A 16,286-nucleotide genomic window follows, 5' to 3' on the forward strand; every position below is an offset into this window, starting at 1 on the left:
GCACCGGCAAGGTCAAGTGGCGCTACCGGCCCCAGGGCGACTGGAAGGTCGGCAAGGTCCTGTCCGTCGAGCCGCTCGTCGTCACCGAGACCCTCTCCAAGAACGTCCTCACCTGGCGGGCCGTCGCGCTCAACGCCAACGGCACCCGGCGCTCCGTCCCCGACATCGCCAAGTACAAGTTCGACCACTGCGGCGGAGCCGGGGACGCGGGGGAGGGTGCCCAGAACTGCCCGGGCGCCGCCGCCGACGCGACCGGCCTCGCGCTGTCCCAGGGGAACAAGCTCGCCGTCTTCGACCTCGCCAACGGCAAGCTGAGGTGGGCGGTCAAGGCGGACGGCCGGTTCGCCGTCGCCCCGCTGCGGGTGGCCGGCCCCAGCGTGATCGCGTACGTGGCCGCCACCCCGTCGAAGCCGGGCCTCACCGTCGAGTTCGGGCCGAAGGGCGGCAACCCCAAGAAGCTGCTCAACCACGCCACGCCCGCCCAGAAGGTGGAGTACGACATGATGGCGAGCAAGATGGCCTACCGGGACAAGCGGCTGATCATCGCCCCGTCTCTGCTGGACGGGGACGACAAGGTGGACAAGGCCCGGATGCTGTCCTTCGCTCCCGGGCCTTCCTGACCCCGCGTCCCTCAGCCAGGGGCGCCCGGTCAGAGGCGCTCGGGCGTACGGATGCCGAGCAGTGCCATGCCCTGACGGAGGGTGCGGGCGGTCAGGTCGCACAGGAAGAGCCGGTTCTCCACGACCTCCGGCGTGTTGTCCGCGCTCAGCACCTGGCAGTGCGAGTAGAACGCCGTGTACAGCGAGGCCAGTTGGTACAGATAGGCGGCCAGCTTGTGCGGGGCGTACTCCGCGGCGGCTTCGGCGAGCAGCTCGCCGAAGCCGTCCAGGTGCAGCCCGAGCGCCCGCTCCGCCGGCGCCAGCTCCAGCTCCGGGTGCGCCACCGGCCGGGCGTCGCCGGCCTTGCGCAGGATCGACTGGATACGGGCGTACGCGTACTGCAGGTAGACGGACGTGTCGCCGTTGAGCGACACCATCTGGTCCAGGTCGAACTTGTAGTCCCGGGCGGCCGACGTCGACAGGTCGGCGTACTTCACCGCGCCGACACCGACCTGGGCGCCGCGTTCGGCGATCTCCTCCTCGGTGAGGTCCTGGGCCTTCTCGCGTACGACCGCCGTCGCGCGGTCGACCGCCTCGTCGAGCAGGTCGACCAGCCGGACGGTTTCGCCCTCGCGGGTCTTGAACGGCTTGCCGTCCTTGCCGAGGACCGTGCCGAACGCCAGCTGGACCGCCTTGACCTCGTCGTTGAGCCAGCCCGCCCGGCGGGCGGTCTCGAAGACCATCCGGAAGTGCAGCGACTGCCGGGCGTCGACGACGTACAGCAGCGTCGACGCCTTCAGGTTGCCCGCGCGATCCCGGATCGCGGACAGGTCGGTGGCCGCGTAGCCGTACCCGCCGTCGGACTTCTGCACGATCAGCGGCACGGGGTTGCCGTCGGGGCCCTTGACGTCGTCGAAGAAGACGCAGAGCGCGCCCTCCGACCGCACGGCCACGCCTGATTCCTCCAGGAGCCGGCAGGTCTCCGCCAGCATGGCGTTGTAGCCGGACTCGCCGATCACGTCGGCGTCGCGGATCTCGACGTCGAGCTTCTCGAAGACCGAGTAGAAGTAGATCTTCGACTCGTCGACGAACCGCTGCCAGAGGGCGAGGGTCCGCTCGTCACCGGCCTGGAGGTCCACCACCCTGGCCCGGGCCCGGGTCTTGAACTCCTCGTCGGAGTCGAAGAGCGCACGGGACGCCTTGTACAGCCGGTTCAGGTTGGACATGGCCTCCTCGCCTGAGGCCTCCTCGCGCGCGCCGTGGTCGAGCTCGTGCGGGTGCTCGATCAGGTACTGGATGAGCATGCCGAACTGCGTGCCCCAGTCGCCGATGTGATGGCGCCGCACCACACGCTCGCCGGTGAACTCCAGGATCTTGACGACCGCGTCGCCGATGATGGAGTTCCGCAGATGGCCGACGTGCATCTCCTTGGCCACGTTCGGCTGCGCGTAGTCGATCACGGTGATGCCGGGGGCCTTGGCGGACGCGACGCCCAGCCTGTCCCCGTCGGCGTACCGCGCGGCCAGCGTCTCGGTGATCGCCCGGTCGGAGACCGTGATGTTCAGGAAGCCGGGCCCCGAGACCTCGATCTCCTTGAGCAGCTCGCCCGTTCCGATCGCCGCCACGACCTTCGCCGCGAGCTCCCGGGGGTTCGCCTTCGCCTTCTTCGCCAGGGCCAGGATGCCGTTGGCCTGGAAGTCGGCCCGGTCGCTACGTCGCAGCAGGGGGTCGGCGGCACCGGCCTCCGGCAGGGCTGCCGTGAGCGCGGCCGCGAGGTGCTGGTCGACCGTCGAGGCGAGTGAAGGGACCGAGGCCATACGAGAGTTCCGTTCAGATCGGATACACGAAAGGGATCTGAGAAGTATCACATGTGCCCCCTGATCCAGAGCTCAACGTTTTCGTCACTCAAGCCAGTTGCGAATGACTTCATTCAGCGAGTGGCGTGTGAATGAGATGGATCACAGTGAGGGGTGTGTGAGCTGCGTCATAGACACCGCCCTGGCGTCGGAACCAAGATCAACGGCGCGAACAAGTGCACCAGGAGTGGTTAATGAAGCCAGTTGACGTGGCTATTGTTGGTGCCGGCGCTTCGGGCACGGCCGTACTGGCGGCTTTAGCCCGGGAACAGCGGGGGAACGAAAGGGGAAGCGGCATCGAACCGCTTTCCGTCGCGGTGATCGACCGCGCCGTACGGCAGGGTCACGGACGGGTCTACGGGCCGGACCATCCGTGGCTGCTCATGAACACACCGGCCCACGCCCTCTCCATCCTGGGCCACGACAAAGGCCACTTCGTGCGATGGCTGCGCGACCGGGACCACCAGGACACCGTCCCCGTCGAGCACGCCCACGTGCCCCGGTCCCTGTACGGCGCGTACCTCCAGGAGCAGTTGACGGCCCTGCTGGCCGGCTGCTGCCCACTCCTGCGGGTGTCGTACCTCGACTCCTGGGTCGAACGCCTGGAGTTGGACCCCGATACCGGCTCTGACCTCGATGAAGAGCAGGTCGCCGGAGTGCGGCTGCGGCTGGCCGACGGCCGGACGCTGACCGCCCGGAAGGTCGTCCTCGCCACCGGCCCGAGCGCGCCCGACGACCCGTACGGCCTGCGCGGCCAAGCCGGTTACGTCCACCATCCGTACCCGGCCGCGGAGCGCCTGGGAAGCATCCCGTCCGACCACGACGTCGCCGTCGTCGGCAGCTCCCTCTCCGCCGTGGACACCGCCCTGACCCTGCGCGAGGCGGGGCACCGCGGCCGCGTCATGATGGTCTCCCGGCGCGGTGTGCTGCCCGAAGTGAAATCCCACTACGAGGTCGTGCGGGACGCCTACGAACAGGCGGCGGGCGCCCCGCTTTCCGGGGATGTCACCACCCTGAAATCCGCCCTGGAAGCCTCCCGGGCCTTCCTGTCCACAGGTGCGCCGGCGAAGGATTCCGTCTCCGCCTTCAAGGATTCGGTACGCCATGCCGAACACCCCACAGCGAACGGATTCGCCCACCGCTACTCGACACATCTGGGCATGGATCAGGTCTGGCCGCGTCTGAGCGAGGCGGAAATGCTCGCCTTCATGCGCGCCCACCACGCGGAATTCCTGCACAAGAACGCGGCCATTCCTCTCGTCAATGGCCGAAAACTGCTGTCCATGATCATGTCGGGAGCGCTGACCGTCCACGGCGCGCTGCTCGCCGTCCGGCCGGACCCGGAGGGGGGCTTCCGGCTCACCTTCAAGGACGGCGCCACGCGCACCGCCGACAGCGTTGTCAACGCGACCGGCCCGAGCCGGTACCTGGTCGCCCCCGGCGCGCGCCATCTCTACGCGCACCTGCTCCACGAGGGCCGGCTGCGGGAACTGTCCACCGGCGGCGCCCGGGTGACGTACCCCGACGGTGCGCTGATCGGCCGGGACGGGCAGCCCGTGCCCGGCCTGCACGCCGTCGGCCACCCCACCATCGGCAGCCACCCCTACATCAACAACGTCGAACTCATCGTCTCCAACTCCGCGCTGGTGGCCCGGGCCGTGTGCCGTGACCTCCAGCGCGGCCGAACGGCCGCGAGGACTCTGCTGTGACTGGAACCGACCCCCGTATCTGTGTTGTGGACGGCATCTCCACCGGCCTCCATCTGGCGCGGGAACTGCGCGCCCGCGGCTTCGAGTGCGCACATGTCGCCAGCGGTCCCGGCTACCGGCACGTGCCCGGCACCGAGGAAGGCAAGGAGCTGTACGCGGCCTCCTTCGTCCTGGAGGACGCGACGGACGTCGAACGGCTCGTACGGGACCTGCGCGCCTGGGGGCCCGTCCATGTGACGGCCGGCAGCGAGCCGGGCGTCGAGCTCGCCGACCGGCTGTGCGAGGAGCTCGGCACGGCCGCGGGCAACTCCGCCGCCACCACCGTCTGGCGACGCGACAAGTACGCCATGCACGAGCGGCTCCGCGAGGTCGGTCTGCCGCACGCCCGCCAGATCCGTACCGCCGAGCGGGACGCCGCCGCCGCGTGGCTGAGCGCCCACGGCTCCTATCCCGTCGTCGTGAAGCCCCTCGACAGCTCGTGCAGCGACGGCGTGCAGGTCTGCGACAGCCTCGGCCACGCGCTCGCCGCCTTCGACTCCCTGCTCGGCCGGCGCAATCTGATCGGGCGGGTCAACGACGAGATCCTCGTCCAGGAGTACCTCTCCGGGACGCAGTACTTCGTCAACACCGTCAGCTGGGACGGCGAGCACTACGTCAGCGACATCTGGCGGCTGGAGCGCCGGCCGCGGCCCGGCGGCGCGTTCCTCTTCGAGAGCATGACGCTGCGGCCGAGCGACGGGGAGGTCGAGACGGCGCTGCGGACGTACACGGTCGCGGCGCTCGACGCCCTCGGCTTCCGCCACGGCGCCGCGCACTGCGAGGTCATGTGGACACCGGACGGCCCGGTGCTGGTCGAGGCCAACGCCCGGCTGATGGGCGCCTCCATCGACAGCGCGACCTTCACCAGGGCGCTGGGGCACACCCAGACGGGCGTGCTGGCCGACGCGTACGCCGACCCGGCGGCGTTCCGGGCGAAGCTCGCGGCCGGCCCGTACATCCTGCGTGAGCATCTCGCCGAGGCCTCGTTCCTGTTCAGCCGGACCGGCCGGCTCAGCGGCTTTCCCGGCCGCAGGGCGATCGAGGAACTGCCCTCGTTCCACAGCTTCGTCGGCGTCCCCGAGACCGGCACGCCCGTCACGCAGACCGTCGACACTCTCGGCACCCCCGGCTACGCCTACTTCCTGCACCCCGACCGCTCTGTCGTGGAGCGCGACGCCCGTACCGTCCAGGAGTGGCAGCGGGCGGACACCCTGTTCACCATCAGCGAGGAGATCGCATCATGACCGGCCCCAGCACCCACTCGCCCGTCCCTCCGGGCACGTTCGACCTCGAACGGTTCAACACGCACACCCCCGAGGCGCTGCCCGGCATCGTCAAGGACACCGAGGCACTCGGCTTCGACATGTCCTGCTTCCCCGGCGCCGGACATCTGCTGCGCTTCCTCGCCTCGACCAAGCCGGGCGGCCGCTTCCTGGAGATCGGCACCGGCACGGGCGTCGGCGCGTCCTGGATCCGCTCCGGCATGGACGCGGGCGCGACCCTGGTCTCGGTGGAGATCGACGACACCCTCGCCGCGGTGGCCCGCGAACACCTCGGGCACGACGAGCGGATCGAGTTCGTCACCGCCGACGGCGCGGCGTTCCTGCGGGACCAGCGGCCCGGCACCTTCGACCTGATCTTCGCGGACACCGTCCCCGGCAAGTACGAACTCGTCCGGGAGACGCTGCGGCTGCTGAAGCCGGGCGGCATCTACGCGGTCGACGACATGCTGCCGCAGGACGACTGGCCCGAGGACCACTACCCGCTCGCGGAGGGCATGGTGAACGGTCTGGTGGCGCTGGACGGTGTGGCTGCGGTCGGTCTCAACTGGTCGAGCGGCCTGGCCCTCTTCACGGTCTCCGCCTGAACGGTCTCCGCCTGAACAGCGTCCGCGTGACCTGAACTGACCGGCCGGGCTGAACATCCCCGGCCCCTCGCACGTACAGACGGGCGGGCCCTGATGGGCAGGCCCGGATGGCGAGGGGGCTGAGATGAGGCACGCGCGACGGTCCTTGCGGCGGCTGATGCGGTTCGCGGCCGCCGGTGGGGTGGTCTGCGGCTCGCTGATGGTCACGCACGCCGTGGCGAACGAACCGCCGGGCGCGGCGCCGGGGCAGGTGACGTACGCGGCCGGCCCGGTCGGCGGTGGCCCGGCGCCCGCCGTCACGGAGGTCGTGCGGCGGCTCGGTGACGCCCGGACCGCGGGCAGTTGGGCGGGGGCCGACGGCCGGCCCGTCGTCGCGGTGACCGACGCGGGTGCGGCCGCGGAGGCACGGCGGGCCGGCGCCACCGTCAAACGCGTACGCCACAGCATGGACACCCTCCGCGCCGCGACCGAGAGCCTCGGCGCCGAGCCGAGGGTACCGGGCACGGCCTGGGCGGTGGACTACGCCGCCAACCAGGTCGTGGTACGCGCCGACACCACCGTCTCCGCCGACGACTGGTCGCGCCTGTCCGGCGTGGCGGAGCGGACCGGCGGCGTGGTGCGGATGGAGCGGACCACAGGGGCGTTCACCACCCGGGTGAACGCCGCCGCGCCCATCTTCGCGAGCGGCGGCCGGTGTTCGGCCGGGTTCAACGTCACCGACGGCCGGGACGTGTACGTCCTGACGGCCGGGCACTGCGGCCCCGCGGGGACGGCCTGGTTCCAGAACTCCGACGGCTCCCGCCTGCTCGGCACCACCGTCACCGCCGACTTCCCGGGCAGCGACTTCGCGCTCGTACGGTACGAGCGGGGCGCGCCGCTGGGCGGCGCCGACGTCGTCGCCATCGGCGGCGGGCGCGGCGTACGGATCACCGGCGCTGCCGACCCGGTCGTCGGGCAGCGGGTCTTCCGCAGCGGCAGTACGACCGGCCTGCGCGACGGGCGGGTGACCGCGCTCAACGCCACCGTCAACTACCCCGAGGGCACGGTCACCGGCTTGACCGAGACCACCGTCTGCGCCGAACGCGGCGACAGCGGAGGGCCGTTGTTCGCGCAGGGCCTCGCCCTCGGCCTGACCTCGGGCGGCAACGGCGACTGCGCGCGCGGCGGGGTCACGTACTTCCAGCCGGCAGTGAAGACGATGCGCGCCCTCGGGGTACGGCCGGTCGCGCTGCCGGGGTCTCAGGAGGGCGGAACCGGGGAGCAGGGCGGCGGCTCCCCGGCGGCCCCGTCGTCGAACCCCCCGGCCTCGCCGCCGGCCGGCACTCCGGTCACCACCGCGCCCTCGCCCGAGGCGCCCGCCGTGCCCGGCGCCCAGGGAGCCCCGCCCGGCGGTCCGGCCGGGGCGGCCGGGTCGGGTCCGGGCACCGTCTCCGGGATCGCGGACGGTTTCGGGCCGCTCGGGGGAGTGGCGCCGGGGCTCGCGGTGATCGCGGTGAGTGTGGTGCTGTTCCTGATCAGCCGGTGGCTCAGGAACAGCCAGGGGAGGCGGGACTACCGCGACCTCTACTCGCAGACATGGGCCTGAGGCGGAGCCGGCACCGCGGCCCGGGTACCGCATCCGTACGCCGTCCGGATGCGGCCGCGCCGCTCCGGACGGAGGGTGGGCGGCATGGACCAGCATCCGCCCGTGATCGTGTATCCGACGTCCGAGACCGGCGGCCGCCGCGTGCGGGTCGACGGGGCGATCCTCGGCCTGGCGCACAGCGTCGCCGATGTCGTGGACCTGCTGGCCGGGGTGGGTCTTGAGCTCAGCCCGGACGACGTGGTCACCTCACGGCTGATCGAGTGGCGCGGTGGCGGTCCGGGCGTCTGGGCCGAGTCACCCAGCTGAGCCGAAGTCAGACCCGAGGTCAGAGCCCAGGTCGGGCGGAAATTCAGAGCCGGGAGCTCCCCTCAGAAGCCCACCCGAGCTCGCCCGCCTCCTCCGCCAGGGTGAACGAGTGCCCGGCCGGGTCGCTGTACAGCCGCTCGCCGTCGCGCCGCGTGGGTTCCCCGGCGCTCACAGGGCGGGCTCCCAGGCCCACCGCCTCGCGCTCGGCCTCGTCGAGGCCGCCGCGCGGGACGAGGATCCTCACATGGGCCTGCTGGGAGTCGTCCGGCCGGGGCCAGCTCGGCGGGGCGTAGCCGTGGTCGCGGCGGACGGCCAGGAGGGTCCCGCCCCGGCCGACGACCTCGACGAGGTCGGGGTCGGGCGCCCGGCGCGCCTCGGCGTCGAGCAGGGTGGCGTAGAAGGCGGCCAGCGGTTCGGGATCGGCGCAGTCCAGGACAAGAACGATCGTCTTCGGCAGGCTCATGGCCCTCGGCTACCCGCGGGCCGCCGTCTCACGCCGGTACGGCGGCCGCCCGCGCCGCGAGTCCCGCACGTCGTCAGCCCACGCCTCGTGGCCGGAACTGGATGCTGACGCGGGCCCCCACGGCCTTCGTGGACTTCGGGATCGCGTGCTCCCACGTCCGCTGGCACGAGCCGCCCATCACCACCAGGTCGCCGTGGCCGAGCGGCAGCCGCAGCGCGGCCGCGCCGCCGCCCCGCGGGCGCAGGGCCAGGTCCCGGGGGTCGCCCACGGAGAGGATAGCGACCATCGTGTCCTGGGTGGCCGAGCGGCCCGTACGGTCGCCGTGCCAGGCCACGCTGTCGTGGCCGTCGCGGTAGAGGCAGAGCCCGGCCGTGGCGAACGGCTCGCCGAGCTCCTCGGCGTAGTGGGCCGACAGGGCGTCGCGGGCCTCGTCGAGCACCGGGTGCGGCAGCGGCTCGCCCTCCCGGTAGTAGGCGAGCAGGCGGGGTACGTCCACCTCCCGCTCGTACATCTGGCGGCGCTCGGCCCGCCAGGGGACCGTCGCGGCGAGCTCCTGGAACAGCGCGTCCGAGCCGGTCAGCCACCCGGGCAGCAGATCCACCCACGCACCGCTCCCCAGCTCACGCCGCCGTATCCCGCGCAGCGGCCCGAGCCGAACCTCGTCGGTCTGGTCGAACAGCGAACCCTGGAGATGTGCGTGCATGACCTCAGCATACCCACCGAACCGAACAAGTGAGCGAACGTGAGGGTGTGGGGGCTGTGTACCAAACGGCCCCACGAGGCGCGCCGGGCCCTCACGCGGCACACGGGGCGCATTCCTCCCATCCGCCCTCGACGGCGACAGCTACCGGCTGCGCGGCCACGGCCTCGACCCCGTCCTTGCCTCCGCCGGTGAGAGCCGCTGAACACCCGGCCGTCCGGGCGCCGAACACACCGAACCCCCCGCGCCGCAGCTGCGACGCGGGGGGTTGGGCGCGAGGTCACGACCGGTCGAGCACCTCGCACAGCACGTCCCGCAGGGTCGCCTCCGGATCGGCCGGCGACACGTCCGTACGCCACGCCACGAACCCGTCGGGCCGTACGAGCACCGCGCCCTCCGGCGTCGTACCGTGCAGCTCGGCCCAGTCGGCGTCGCCGTCCTCCGGCGTCAGATCGGCGTCCGGGCCGGTGCCGATCGCGTACGTCTCCAGACGGACGCCCAGCTCCTCGGCCACCCGCCGCGCCGCCCGGCCCCAGCCGGTCCCCTCCGAGCTGAGCAGGACGAACGAGGTCTCGTACAGATCGATCGTGGACGTCCGCCCGGCCGGGCCGCGCAGCCACAGATGCGGCGCCCGGGTCCCCGGCTCGGCCGACACCTCCATCCGCTCCGGGACGACCGGCCGCTGTGGATCGACGCCGATCACGGCGCCGCTGTTGTAGCGGTAGCCCATGGCCACCGTGAGCACCCCGCCCTGCCGCCCGCCGCCCGCCCCCGGGGCGGGTGCGTAGCCGGGGTGGCTGTGCTCCACGGACCGGGCCGCGGCCCGGGCGCTCGTCGCCCGGGCCACCGGCAGCCGCTCGGCCTCGTACGTCTCCAGCAGCCCGGGACCGGCCGCGCCCGACAGCACCGCGGCCAGCTTCCACGCCAGGTTGTGCGCGTCCTGGACGCCGGTGTTGGAGCCGAACGCGCCGGTGGGGGACATCTCATGGGCGGAGTCCCCGGCGAGGAAGACCCGGCCGACGCCGTACCGCGTCGCCACCCGCTGGGCGGCGTGCCACGGCGCCTTTCCGGTGATCTCGACATCGAGGTCGGGCGCGCCGATCGCCCGGCGGATGTGCTCGATGCAGCGCTCGTCGGTGAAGTCCTCCATCGTCTCGCCCTCATCCGGATGCCAGGGCGCGTGCAGCACCCACTTCTCGCGGTTGTCCACGGGCAGCAGCGCGCCGTCCGCGCCGGGCTTGATCAGGTAGCACACGATGAAGCGCCGGTCGCCGACCACGTCCGCGAGGTCGCGGGAGCGGAAGGTGATGCTCACGTTGTGGAAGAGGTCGCCCGGGCCCGACTGGCCGATCCGGAGCGCTTCCCGTACGGGGCTGCGCGGGCCGTCGGCGGCGACGAGGTAGTCCGCGTGGACGGTGCTGTGTTCACCCGTACGGAGGTCCTTCACGACCGCCCACACCCCGCTCTCGTCCTGGTCGAAGGAGAGCAGCTCGGTGGAGAAGCGCAGGTCGGCGCCGAGCCCCGGGCTGACGGCCTGCAGCTGCGGTTCGATGTCGTTCTGGCTGCACAGACACCAGCCGGTCGGGCTGAAGCGCGCCAGTGTGCCGCCCGGGTCGATCTCCTTGAACAGCCACTCCTGGTCGTCGCCGGTCAGCGACCCCGCCTGCAGGATGCCGTGGTTGTCCGCGAGGGCCGCGGCGGCCTCCCGGATCCGCGTCTCCATGCCGGCGGACCGGAACACCTCCATGGTCCGTACGTTGATGCCACGGCCACGCGGATGCATCGAGGTACCCGCGTGCTTCTCGACGAGCATGTGCCTGACGCCATGACGGCCCAGGAACAGCGAGGTGCTCAGGCCCACCAGGGAGCCACCCACGATCAGTACCGGCACCCGGTGGTCGACGTTCTCGTTCATCTGTTGCTCCAGCTCCAGCCGCCTGAGGGGAATGGCTGTTCCTTGCCCTGTGCGGGGACTCTTCGCTCGCGCATTCACCCGCTTGGTGCCCACGTCTCGCGCCGCCCGCGCCGCCGGACCACGATCGGACCCGGGAGCGCCGCCCGTGAGTCGGGGCACCGTTCGCATCCGCTGCTGGGACTCCCACGCGGATTCCACCGAGGACCGGCGAGCCGCCGACAGACGCGGCGACCGCCTGGTCTCGAAGGAGTGTGAAAGATGACAACCGTTTCGGAACGGATATCGCAGTCCGCCTTCGACGGCTCCAGGCTCCGGGTCGTGCTGCTGCTGGACCTCCACGACGGCGCCCAGCAGCAGTTCCTCGAGGCCTACGAGCACATGCGCAACCAGGTCGCCTCGATCCCCGGCCACATCAGCGACCAGCTGTGCCAGTCGATCGAGAACCCCTCGCAGTGGCTCATCACCAGCGAATGGGAGAGCGCACCGCCCTTCCTCGCCTGGGTGAACAGCGAGGAGCACGTCGAGACCGTACGGCCGCTGCACGGCTGCGTACGCGACACCCGCTCGCTGCGCTTCAGCGTCCTGCGGGAGACCGGCCGAGCCTTCACCGGGGTCGCGCAGGCCGTCGAAGGACGCCTCCAGGCCACGCCCCGGCAGGGTGAGGGAGTGGTCCGCCACGCCCTGACCTTCACGGTCAAGCCGGGCAGCGAGCCCGCCGTCGCCAAGCTGCTCGCCGGCTACACCGCCCCCAAGTCGCAGGTCGACGAGCACACCCGGCTGCGCCGCACCTCCCTCTTCATGCACGGCAACCGGGTCGTGCGGGCGGTGGAGGTGGAGGGCGACCTGCTCGCGGCGCTGCGCCACGTGGCCCGGCAGCCCGAGATCAGGGCCCTCGAAGAAGCCATCAACCCCTACCTGGAGCAGGACCGGGACCTCAGCGACCCGGAATCCGCGCGGGTGTTCTTCACCCGGGCGGCCCTGCCCGCCGTCCACCACATGTCGACCGGCGGCAGCACCACGCAGGAACTGCGCCGGCACGCGCTGTTCTACCCCGCCAAGGAGGGCTGCGGCATGGCCCTGGCCCGCTTCCTCGCGGCGCAGGACGAAGCCGCGGCCGACGACCCGACAAGCCCCATCGACGCGAGCACCATCTTCCAGCGCGACGACGTCGTCGTGCGGCTGCTCGACCTCACCGGGCCGCTCGACCGGCGACCCGCCCTGACGCTCGGCGTCGAAGGCCCCCGCAAGGCGGCCGTCCTCGCCCGGCTCGTCGAGGGGACCGGGGGCCGCGCCCCCACCACCGACCGGGAGATCTCGCGCTTCCTCGCGCGCTCCGACATGAAACTCATCACCGACCGACGGGCCCAGGAACCCTCCTGACCCGCGCGCCCGGCCCGTCGCGGCCGTCCGCGTCCCACGCCGTCGGCACCACGCCCCTGGAGGAAGCAGCATGACCACGCACCGCCACCGCATCGTGGACCTCAGCGAGACCCAGCCCAACCGCAGGCGCGGAGGCGACCTGCGCGCCATGCTCACCCCGACCGCGGTGGGCGCCACCAGCGGCTTCATGGGCCTGGCCATCGTGCAGCCCGGCGACCGGATCGGTGAGCACTACCACCCGTACTCGGAGGAGTTCGTGTACGTGGTGAGCGGCTCCCTCGAGGTGGACCTGGACGACGTCACATATCAGATGCGGCCCGACCAGGGTCTGCTGATCCCGCTGAACGTCCGTCACCGTTTCCGCAACGTCGGCGACACCGAGGCCCGGATGGTCTTCCACCTCGGACCGCTCGCGCCGCGCCCCGAACTCGGCCACGTCGACACCGAGCAGACCGAGCCCCCCGCGGGGGCACCGCACGGCGCCGGGCACGGCTCGCCGCCCGAACGGACTGGGGTGGTGTCGTGACCCGGCGGGTGGCGGTCACCGGCGTCGGTATCGTCGCCCCGGGAGGCGTGGGCGCCCCCGCGTTCTGGGACCTGCTCGCCAACGGCCGTACGGCGACACGCGGCATCACCCTCTTCAACCCGGAGGGGTTCCGCTCACGCATCGCCGCCGAGGTCGACTTCGACCCCGCGGTCCACGGCCTCGCCCCGGACCTGGTGGCCCGCTCCGACCGGTACGTACAGTTCGCGCTGGTCGCCGCCCGGGAAGCCGTACGGAACGCCGGACTCGACCCCGAGCGGGAGGACCCCTGGCGGATCGGGGTCTCCCTGGGCACCGCCGTCGGCGGGACCACCCGCCTGGAGCACGACTACGTCGCGGTCAGCGACCACGGCGCCCGCTGGGACGTCGACCACGCCAAGGCGGACCCCCATCTGCACCGGGCGTTCTCCCCGAGCTCGCTCGCCTCCGCCGTCGCCGAACAGGTCGGCGCCCACGGGCCGGTGCAGACCGTCTCGACCGGATGCACCTCCGGACTCGACGCCATCGGCTACGCCTTCCACTCCATAGAGGAGGGCCGGGTCGACGTCTGCATAGCCGGCGCGTCGGACTCGCCGATCTCCCCGATCACCGTGGCCTGCTTCGACGCGATCAAGGCGACCTCCCCGAACAACGACGACCCGGCCCACGCCTCACGGCCGTTCGACGCCCGGCGGGACGGATTCGTCATGGGCGAGGGCGGAGCCGTCCTCGTCCTGGAGGAGCTGGAACACGCCCGCGCCCGAGGCGCGACCGTGTACTGCGAGATCGGCGGCTACGCCACCTTCGGCAACGCCTACCACATGACCGGGCTCACCGCGGAAGGCCTGGAGATGGCCAAGGCCATCGACACCGCCCTCGACCACGCCCGGATCGACGGCTCCGGTGTCGACTACGTCAACGCCCACGGCTCCGGCACCAAGCAGAACGACCGCCACGAGACCGCCGCCGTCAAACGGTCCCTCGGTGAGCACGCCTACCGGGTGCCGATGAGCTCGATCAAGTCGATGGTGGGCCACTCGCTGGGCGCCATCGGCGCGATAGAGCTCGTGGCCTGCGTGCTGGCCATGGCCCATCAGGTGGTGCCGCCGACCGCCAACTACGAGACCCCGGACCCGGAGTGCGACCTGGACTACGTGCCCCGCACAGCCCGGCCGCTGAAACTGCGCACCGTCCTGTCGGTCGGCAGCGGCTTCGGCGGCTTCCAGTCCGCGGTCGTCATGACCCGACCCCAGGGGAGGACACGATGAACTCCCGGCAATCCCCGCCGCACCGGAACACGGCCGTCACCGGTATCGGTGTCGTCGCGCCCAACGGAGCGAGCACCGACGTCTTCTGGAAGTCGACCGTGGGCGGCATCAGCGTCCTCGACCGCGTCACCCGCGAGGGATGCGAGCAGCTGCCGCTGCGGGTCGCGGGAGAGGTCCGCGCCTTTGACCCGCAGGAGCTGGTCGAGGAGCGCTACCTCGTCCAGACCGACCGGTTCACGCACTTCGCGATGGCCGCGGCCGACCTGGCGATGGACGACGCCCGGCTCGGGCGCGCCGACTACGAGGACTCGCCGTTCCGGGTCGGGGTGGTCACCGCCGCCGGATCCGGCGGCGGCGAGTTCGGCCAGCGTGAACTGCAGCAGCTGTGGGGCCGGGGATCCCGCTTCGTCGGCCCCTACCAGTCCATCGCCTGGTTCTACGCGGCGAGCACCGGCCAGATCTCCATCCGCGCCGGGCTGAAGGGGCCGTGCGGAGTCGTCGCCAGCGACGAGGCCGGCGGCCTGGACGCCTTCGCGCACGCCGCCGGAGCCATCCGGCGCGGTACCGACGCCGTCCTGGTCGGCGCGGCGGAGGCACCCCTCGCGCCGTACTCGATCGTCTGCCAGCTGGGGTACGAGGACCTCAGCACCTGCGACGACCCCGAGCGAGCCTACCGCCCGTTCACCGCAGACGCCTGCGGCTTCGTCCCCGCCGAGGGCGGCGCCATGCTCGTCGTCGAGGAGGAGGCGTCGGCGCTCGCCCGCGGGGCCAAGGTCCGCGCGATCGTCGCCGGACACGCCGCCACCTTCACCGGGCCCTCCCGCTGGGAGGAGTCCCGGCAGGGGCTGGCCCAGGCGATCAGCGGGGCGCTGAGGGAGGCCGACTGCGCCCCGGAAGAGATCGACGTCGTCTTCGCCGACGCGCTGGGTGTCCCGGCCGCCGACCGGGCCGAGGCGCTGGCCCTCGCCGACGCGCTCGGCGAACACGGCCGGCGGGTGCCGGTGACGGCCCCCAAGACCGGCATCGGCCGGGCGTACTGCGGGGCGCCCGTCCTGGACACCGTCGCCGCCGTGCTGACCCTGGAGCACGGCCTGATCCCGCCCACCCCCAACGTCTTCGACGTCTGCCACGACCTCGACGTGGTCTCCGGCCAGGCCAGGCCCGTGGACGCCAGCACGGCGCTGGTGCTGAGCCGCGGACTCATGGGCTCGAACGCTGCGCTGGTGCTGCGGCGGGCCACCCCCTCCTCCTCGTGACCCCATGACCCCGTGCCCCGGACAAGGAGAGTCCCTCATGAGCACTCAACTGACCATCGAAGAACTGGCCGCCCTGATGAAGAAGGGCGCCGGAGTCACCGTCGACCCGCAGGACATGGCGAGCCGCCCCGACTCCCGCTTCGACGAGTGGGGCCTCGACTCCCTGGGGCTCCTCGGCATCGTCGGCGAACTGGAGAACCGGCACGGCGTGCCGCTGCCCGCCGACGCCGACCGCTGCAAGACCCCCCGTGAATTCCTCGACCTCGTCAACAACGCCCTCAAGACTGGAGTCTGACGTGCCCGGACACACCGAGAACGAGATCGTCATCGCCGCCCCCCTGGACCTGGTCTGGGACGTGACCAACGACCTGGAGAGCTGGCCACGGCTGTTCAGCGAGTACGCGTCGGTCGAGATCCTGGAGCGGGACGGCGCGCGGACCACCTTCCGCCTGACCATGCACCCGGACGAGAACGGCAAGGTCTGGAGCTGGGTGTCGGAACGGACCACCGACCGGGCCTCGCTCACCGTCAACGCCCGCCGTGTCGAGCCCGGACCGTTCCAGCACATGAACATCCGCTGGGAGTACGCGGAGGTCCCGTCCGGCACCCGGATGCGCTGGACGCAGGACTTCGCGATGCGGCCCGACGCACCGGTCGACGACGCGTGGATGACCGACAACATCAACCGCAACTCGAAGATCCAGATGGAGCTCATCCGGAACAAGATCGAGCAGCGGGACCCCGAGCGCCGTCCGGCCGCGGTCCGCGCCAACTGACCCGCCGGTCCGGCCGTCACAGGCCGGCCCGAGAAAGGGGATCC

General features: G+C 71.9%; 15 protein-coding genes and 1 pseudogene. 12 read left to right on the top strand and 4 right to left on the bottom strand.

Features of this window, described 5'->3' with window-relative positions; translation table 11 throughout:
- A pseudogene (locus tag IEZ01_RS01875) lies at positions 1 to 620 on the top strand (outer membrane protein assembly factor BamB family protein); the annotation flags it as partial.
- Between the two features lie 29 nt (positions 621 to 649).
- Here IEZ01_RS01875 and argS read toward each other — a convergent pair.
- Positions 650 to 2,416, bottom strand: a complete 1,767-nt coding sequence (gene argS, locus IEZ01_RS01880; RefSeq protein ID WP_019891037.1) for an arginine--tRNA ligase — start codon at positions 2,414 to 2,416, stop codon at positions 650 to 652.
- Positions 2,417 to 2,649: 233 nt separating this feature from the next.
- Between argS and IEZ01_RS01885 the strand changes: the two genes are divergently transcribed.
- From IEZ01_RS01885 to IEZ01_RS01905, 5 genes are all read left to right on the top strand, one after another.
- On the top strand, positions 2,650 to 4,164 hold the full coding sequence (locus IEZ01_RS01885; RefSeq protein WP_078513461.1) for an FAD/NAD(P)-binding protein: 1,515 nt from the start codon (positions 2,650 to 2,652) through the stop codon (positions 4,162 to 4,164).
- Complete coding sequence (locus IEZ01_RS01890; RefSeq protein ID WP_028798214.1) at positions 4,161 to 5,447, top strand: ATP-grasp domain-containing protein; 1,287 nt, start codon at positions 4,161 to 4,163, stop codon at positions 5,445 to 5,447. The genes IEZ01_RS01885 and IEZ01_RS01890 overlap by 4 nt, the downstream gene beginning before the upstream one ends.
- Positions 5,444 to 6,070, top strand: a complete 627-nt coding sequence (locus IEZ01_RS01895) for an O-methyltransferase (RefSeq protein ID WP_019891042.1) — start codon at positions 5,444 to 5,446, stop codon at positions 6,068 to 6,070. The genes IEZ01_RS01890 and IEZ01_RS01895 overlap by 4 nt, the downstream gene beginning before the upstream one ends.
- 124 nt (positions 6,071 to 6,194) lie before the next feature.
- Positions 6,195 to 7,655 (top strand): S1 family peptidase, encoded by a 1,461-nt coding sequence (locus IEZ01_RS01900; protein ID WP_189199478.1) that lies wholly within the window; start codon positions 6,195 to 6,197, stop codon positions 7,653 to 7,655.
- 84 nt (positions 7,656 to 7,739) lie between these two features.
- The gene (locus IEZ01_RS01905) at positions 7,740 to 7,961 is read left to right on the top strand and encodes a hypothetical protein (RefSeq protein ID WP_019891044.1); all 222 of its coding nucleotides are present in this window, start codon (positions 7,740 to 7,742) and stop codon (positions 7,959 to 7,961) included.
- Between the two features lie 43 nt (positions 7,962 to 8,004).
- Here IEZ01_RS01905 and IEZ01_RS01910 read toward each other — a convergent pair whose 3' ends face one another.
- The 3 genes from IEZ01_RS01910 to IEZ01_RS01920 form a co-directional block, all read right to left on the bottom strand.
- Positions 8,005 to 8,424 carry a VOC family protein gene (locus IEZ01_RS01910; RefSeq protein WP_019891045.1) on the bottom strand — a complete coding sequence of 140 codons (420 nt, stop codon included), beginning with the start codon at positions 8,422 to 8,424 and terminating at the stop codon, positions 8,005 to 8,007.
- 73 nt (positions 8,425 to 8,497) lie between these two features.
- Entirely contained in the window at positions 8,498 to 9,127 is a 630-nt protein-coding gene (locus IEZ01_RS01915; protein WP_019891046.1) for an alpha-ketoglutarate-dependent dioxygenase AlkB, read from the bottom strand.
- Between the two features lie 277 nt (positions 9,128 to 9,404).
- Positions 9,405 to 11,039 (bottom strand): FAD-dependent oxidoreductase, encoded by a 1,635-nt coding sequence (locus IEZ01_RS01920; protein ID WP_019891047.1) that lies wholly within the window; start codon positions 11,037 to 11,039, stop codon positions 9,405 to 9,407.
- Between the two features lie 258 nt (positions 11,040 to 11,297).
- Between IEZ01_RS01920 and IEZ01_RS01925 the strand changes: the two genes are divergently transcribed.
- From IEZ01_RS01925 to IEZ01_RS01950, 6 genes are all read left to right on the top strand, one after another.
- Entirely contained in the window at positions 11,298 to 12,419 is a 1,122-nt protein-coding gene (locus IEZ01_RS01925) for a SchA/CurD-like domain-containing protein (protein WP_189199480.1), read from the top strand.
- A gap of 70 nt (positions 12,420 to 12,489) precedes the next feature.
- Positions 12,490 to 12,945 (top strand): cupin domain-containing protein, encoded by a 456-nt coding sequence (locus tag IEZ01_RS01930; RefSeq protein WP_019891049.1) that lies wholly within the window; start codon positions 12,490 to 12,492, stop codon positions 12,943 to 12,945.
- Positions 12,942 to 14,210 carry a beta-ketoacyl-[acyl-carrier-protein] synthase family protein gene (locus IEZ01_RS01935; protein ID WP_019891050.1) on the top strand — a complete coding sequence of 423 codons (1,269 nt, stop codon included), beginning with the start codon at positions 12,942 to 12,944 and terminating at the stop codon, positions 14,208 to 14,210. The genes IEZ01_RS01930 and IEZ01_RS01935 overlap by 4 nt, the downstream gene beginning before the upstream one ends.
- Positions 14,207 to 15,466, top strand: a complete 1,260-nt coding sequence (locus IEZ01_RS01940) for a beta-ketoacyl synthase N-terminal-like domain-containing protein (RefSeq protein ID WP_019891051.1) — start codon at positions 14,207 to 14,209, stop codon at positions 15,464 to 15,466. Before IEZ01_RS01935 ends, IEZ01_RS01940 begins: the two co-directional genes overlap by 4 nt.
- A gap of 37 nt (positions 15,467 to 15,503) precedes the next feature.
- Positions 15,504 to 15,761 carry an acyl carrier protein gene (locus IEZ01_RS01945; RefSeq protein WP_019891052.1) on the top strand — a complete coding sequence of 86 codons (258 nt, stop codon included), beginning with the start codon at positions 15,504 to 15,506 and terminating at the stop codon, positions 15,759 to 15,761.
- Between the two features lies 1 nt (position 15,762).
- On the top strand, positions 15,763 to 16,242 hold the full coding sequence (locus tag IEZ01_RS01950) for an SRPBCC family protein (RefSeq protein WP_019891053.1): 480 nt from the start codon (positions 15,763 to 15,765) through the stop codon (positions 16,240 to 16,242).
- The last annotated feature ends 44 nt before the right edge of the window (positions 16,243 to 16,286 follow it).

The organism is Streptomyces purpureus (assembly GCF_014648195.1).
GTDB classification, from domain to species: Bacteria; Actinomycetota; Actinomycetes; order Streptomycetales; family Streptomycetaceae; genus Streptomyces; species Streptomyces purpureus.

Excerpts from the sequence above, each read along its gene's own strand:
- argS (WP_019891037.1), bottom strand. The coding sequence starts at position 2,416 with ATGGCCTCGGTCCCTTCACTCGCCTCGACGGTCGACCAGCACCTCGCG.
- IEZ01_RS01885 (WP_078513461.1), top strand. The coding sequence starts at position 2,650 with ATGAAGCCAGTTGACGTGGCTATTGTTGGTGCCGGCGCTTCGGGCACG.
- IEZ01_RS01895 (WP_019891042.1), top strand. The coding sequence starts at position 5,444 with ATGACCGGCCCCAGCACCCACTCGCCCGTCCCTCCGGGCACGTTCGAC.
- IEZ01_RS01900 (WP_189199478.1), top strand. The coding sequence starts at position 6,195 with ATGAGGCACGCGCGACGGTCCTTGCGGCGGCTGATGCGGTTCGCGGCC.
- IEZ01_RS01905 (WP_019891044.1), top strand. The coding sequence starts at position 7,740 with ATGGACCAGCATCCGCCCGTGATCGTGTATCCGACGTCCGAGACCGGC.
- IEZ01_RS01910 (WP_019891045.1), bottom strand. The coding sequence starts at position 8,424 with ATGAGCCTGCCGAAGACGATCGTTCTTGTCCTGGACTGCGCCGATCCC.
- IEZ01_RS01915 (WP_019891046.1), bottom strand. The coding sequence starts at position 9,127 with ATGCACGCACATCTCCAGGGTTCGCTGTTCGACCAGACCGACGAGGTT.
- IEZ01_RS01920 (WP_019891047.1), bottom strand. The coding sequence starts at position 11,039 with ATGAACGAGAACGTCGACCACCGGGTGCCGGTACTGATCGTGGGTGGC.
- IEZ01_RS01925 (WP_189199480.1), top strand. The coding sequence starts at position 11,298 with ATGACAACCGTTTCGGAACGGATATCGCAGTCCGCCTTCGACGGCTCC.
- IEZ01_RS01930 (WP_019891049.1), top strand. The coding sequence starts at position 12,490 with ATGACCACGCACCGCCACCGCATCGTGGACCTCAGCGAGACCCAGCCC.
- IEZ01_RS01940 (WP_019891051.1), top strand. The coding sequence starts at position 14,207 with ATGAACTCCCGGCAATCCCCGCCGCACCGGAACACGGCCGTCACCGGT.
- IEZ01_RS01945 (WP_019891052.1), top strand. The coding sequence starts at position 15,504 with ATGAGCACTCAACTGACCATCGAAGAACTGGCCGCCCTGATGAAGAAG.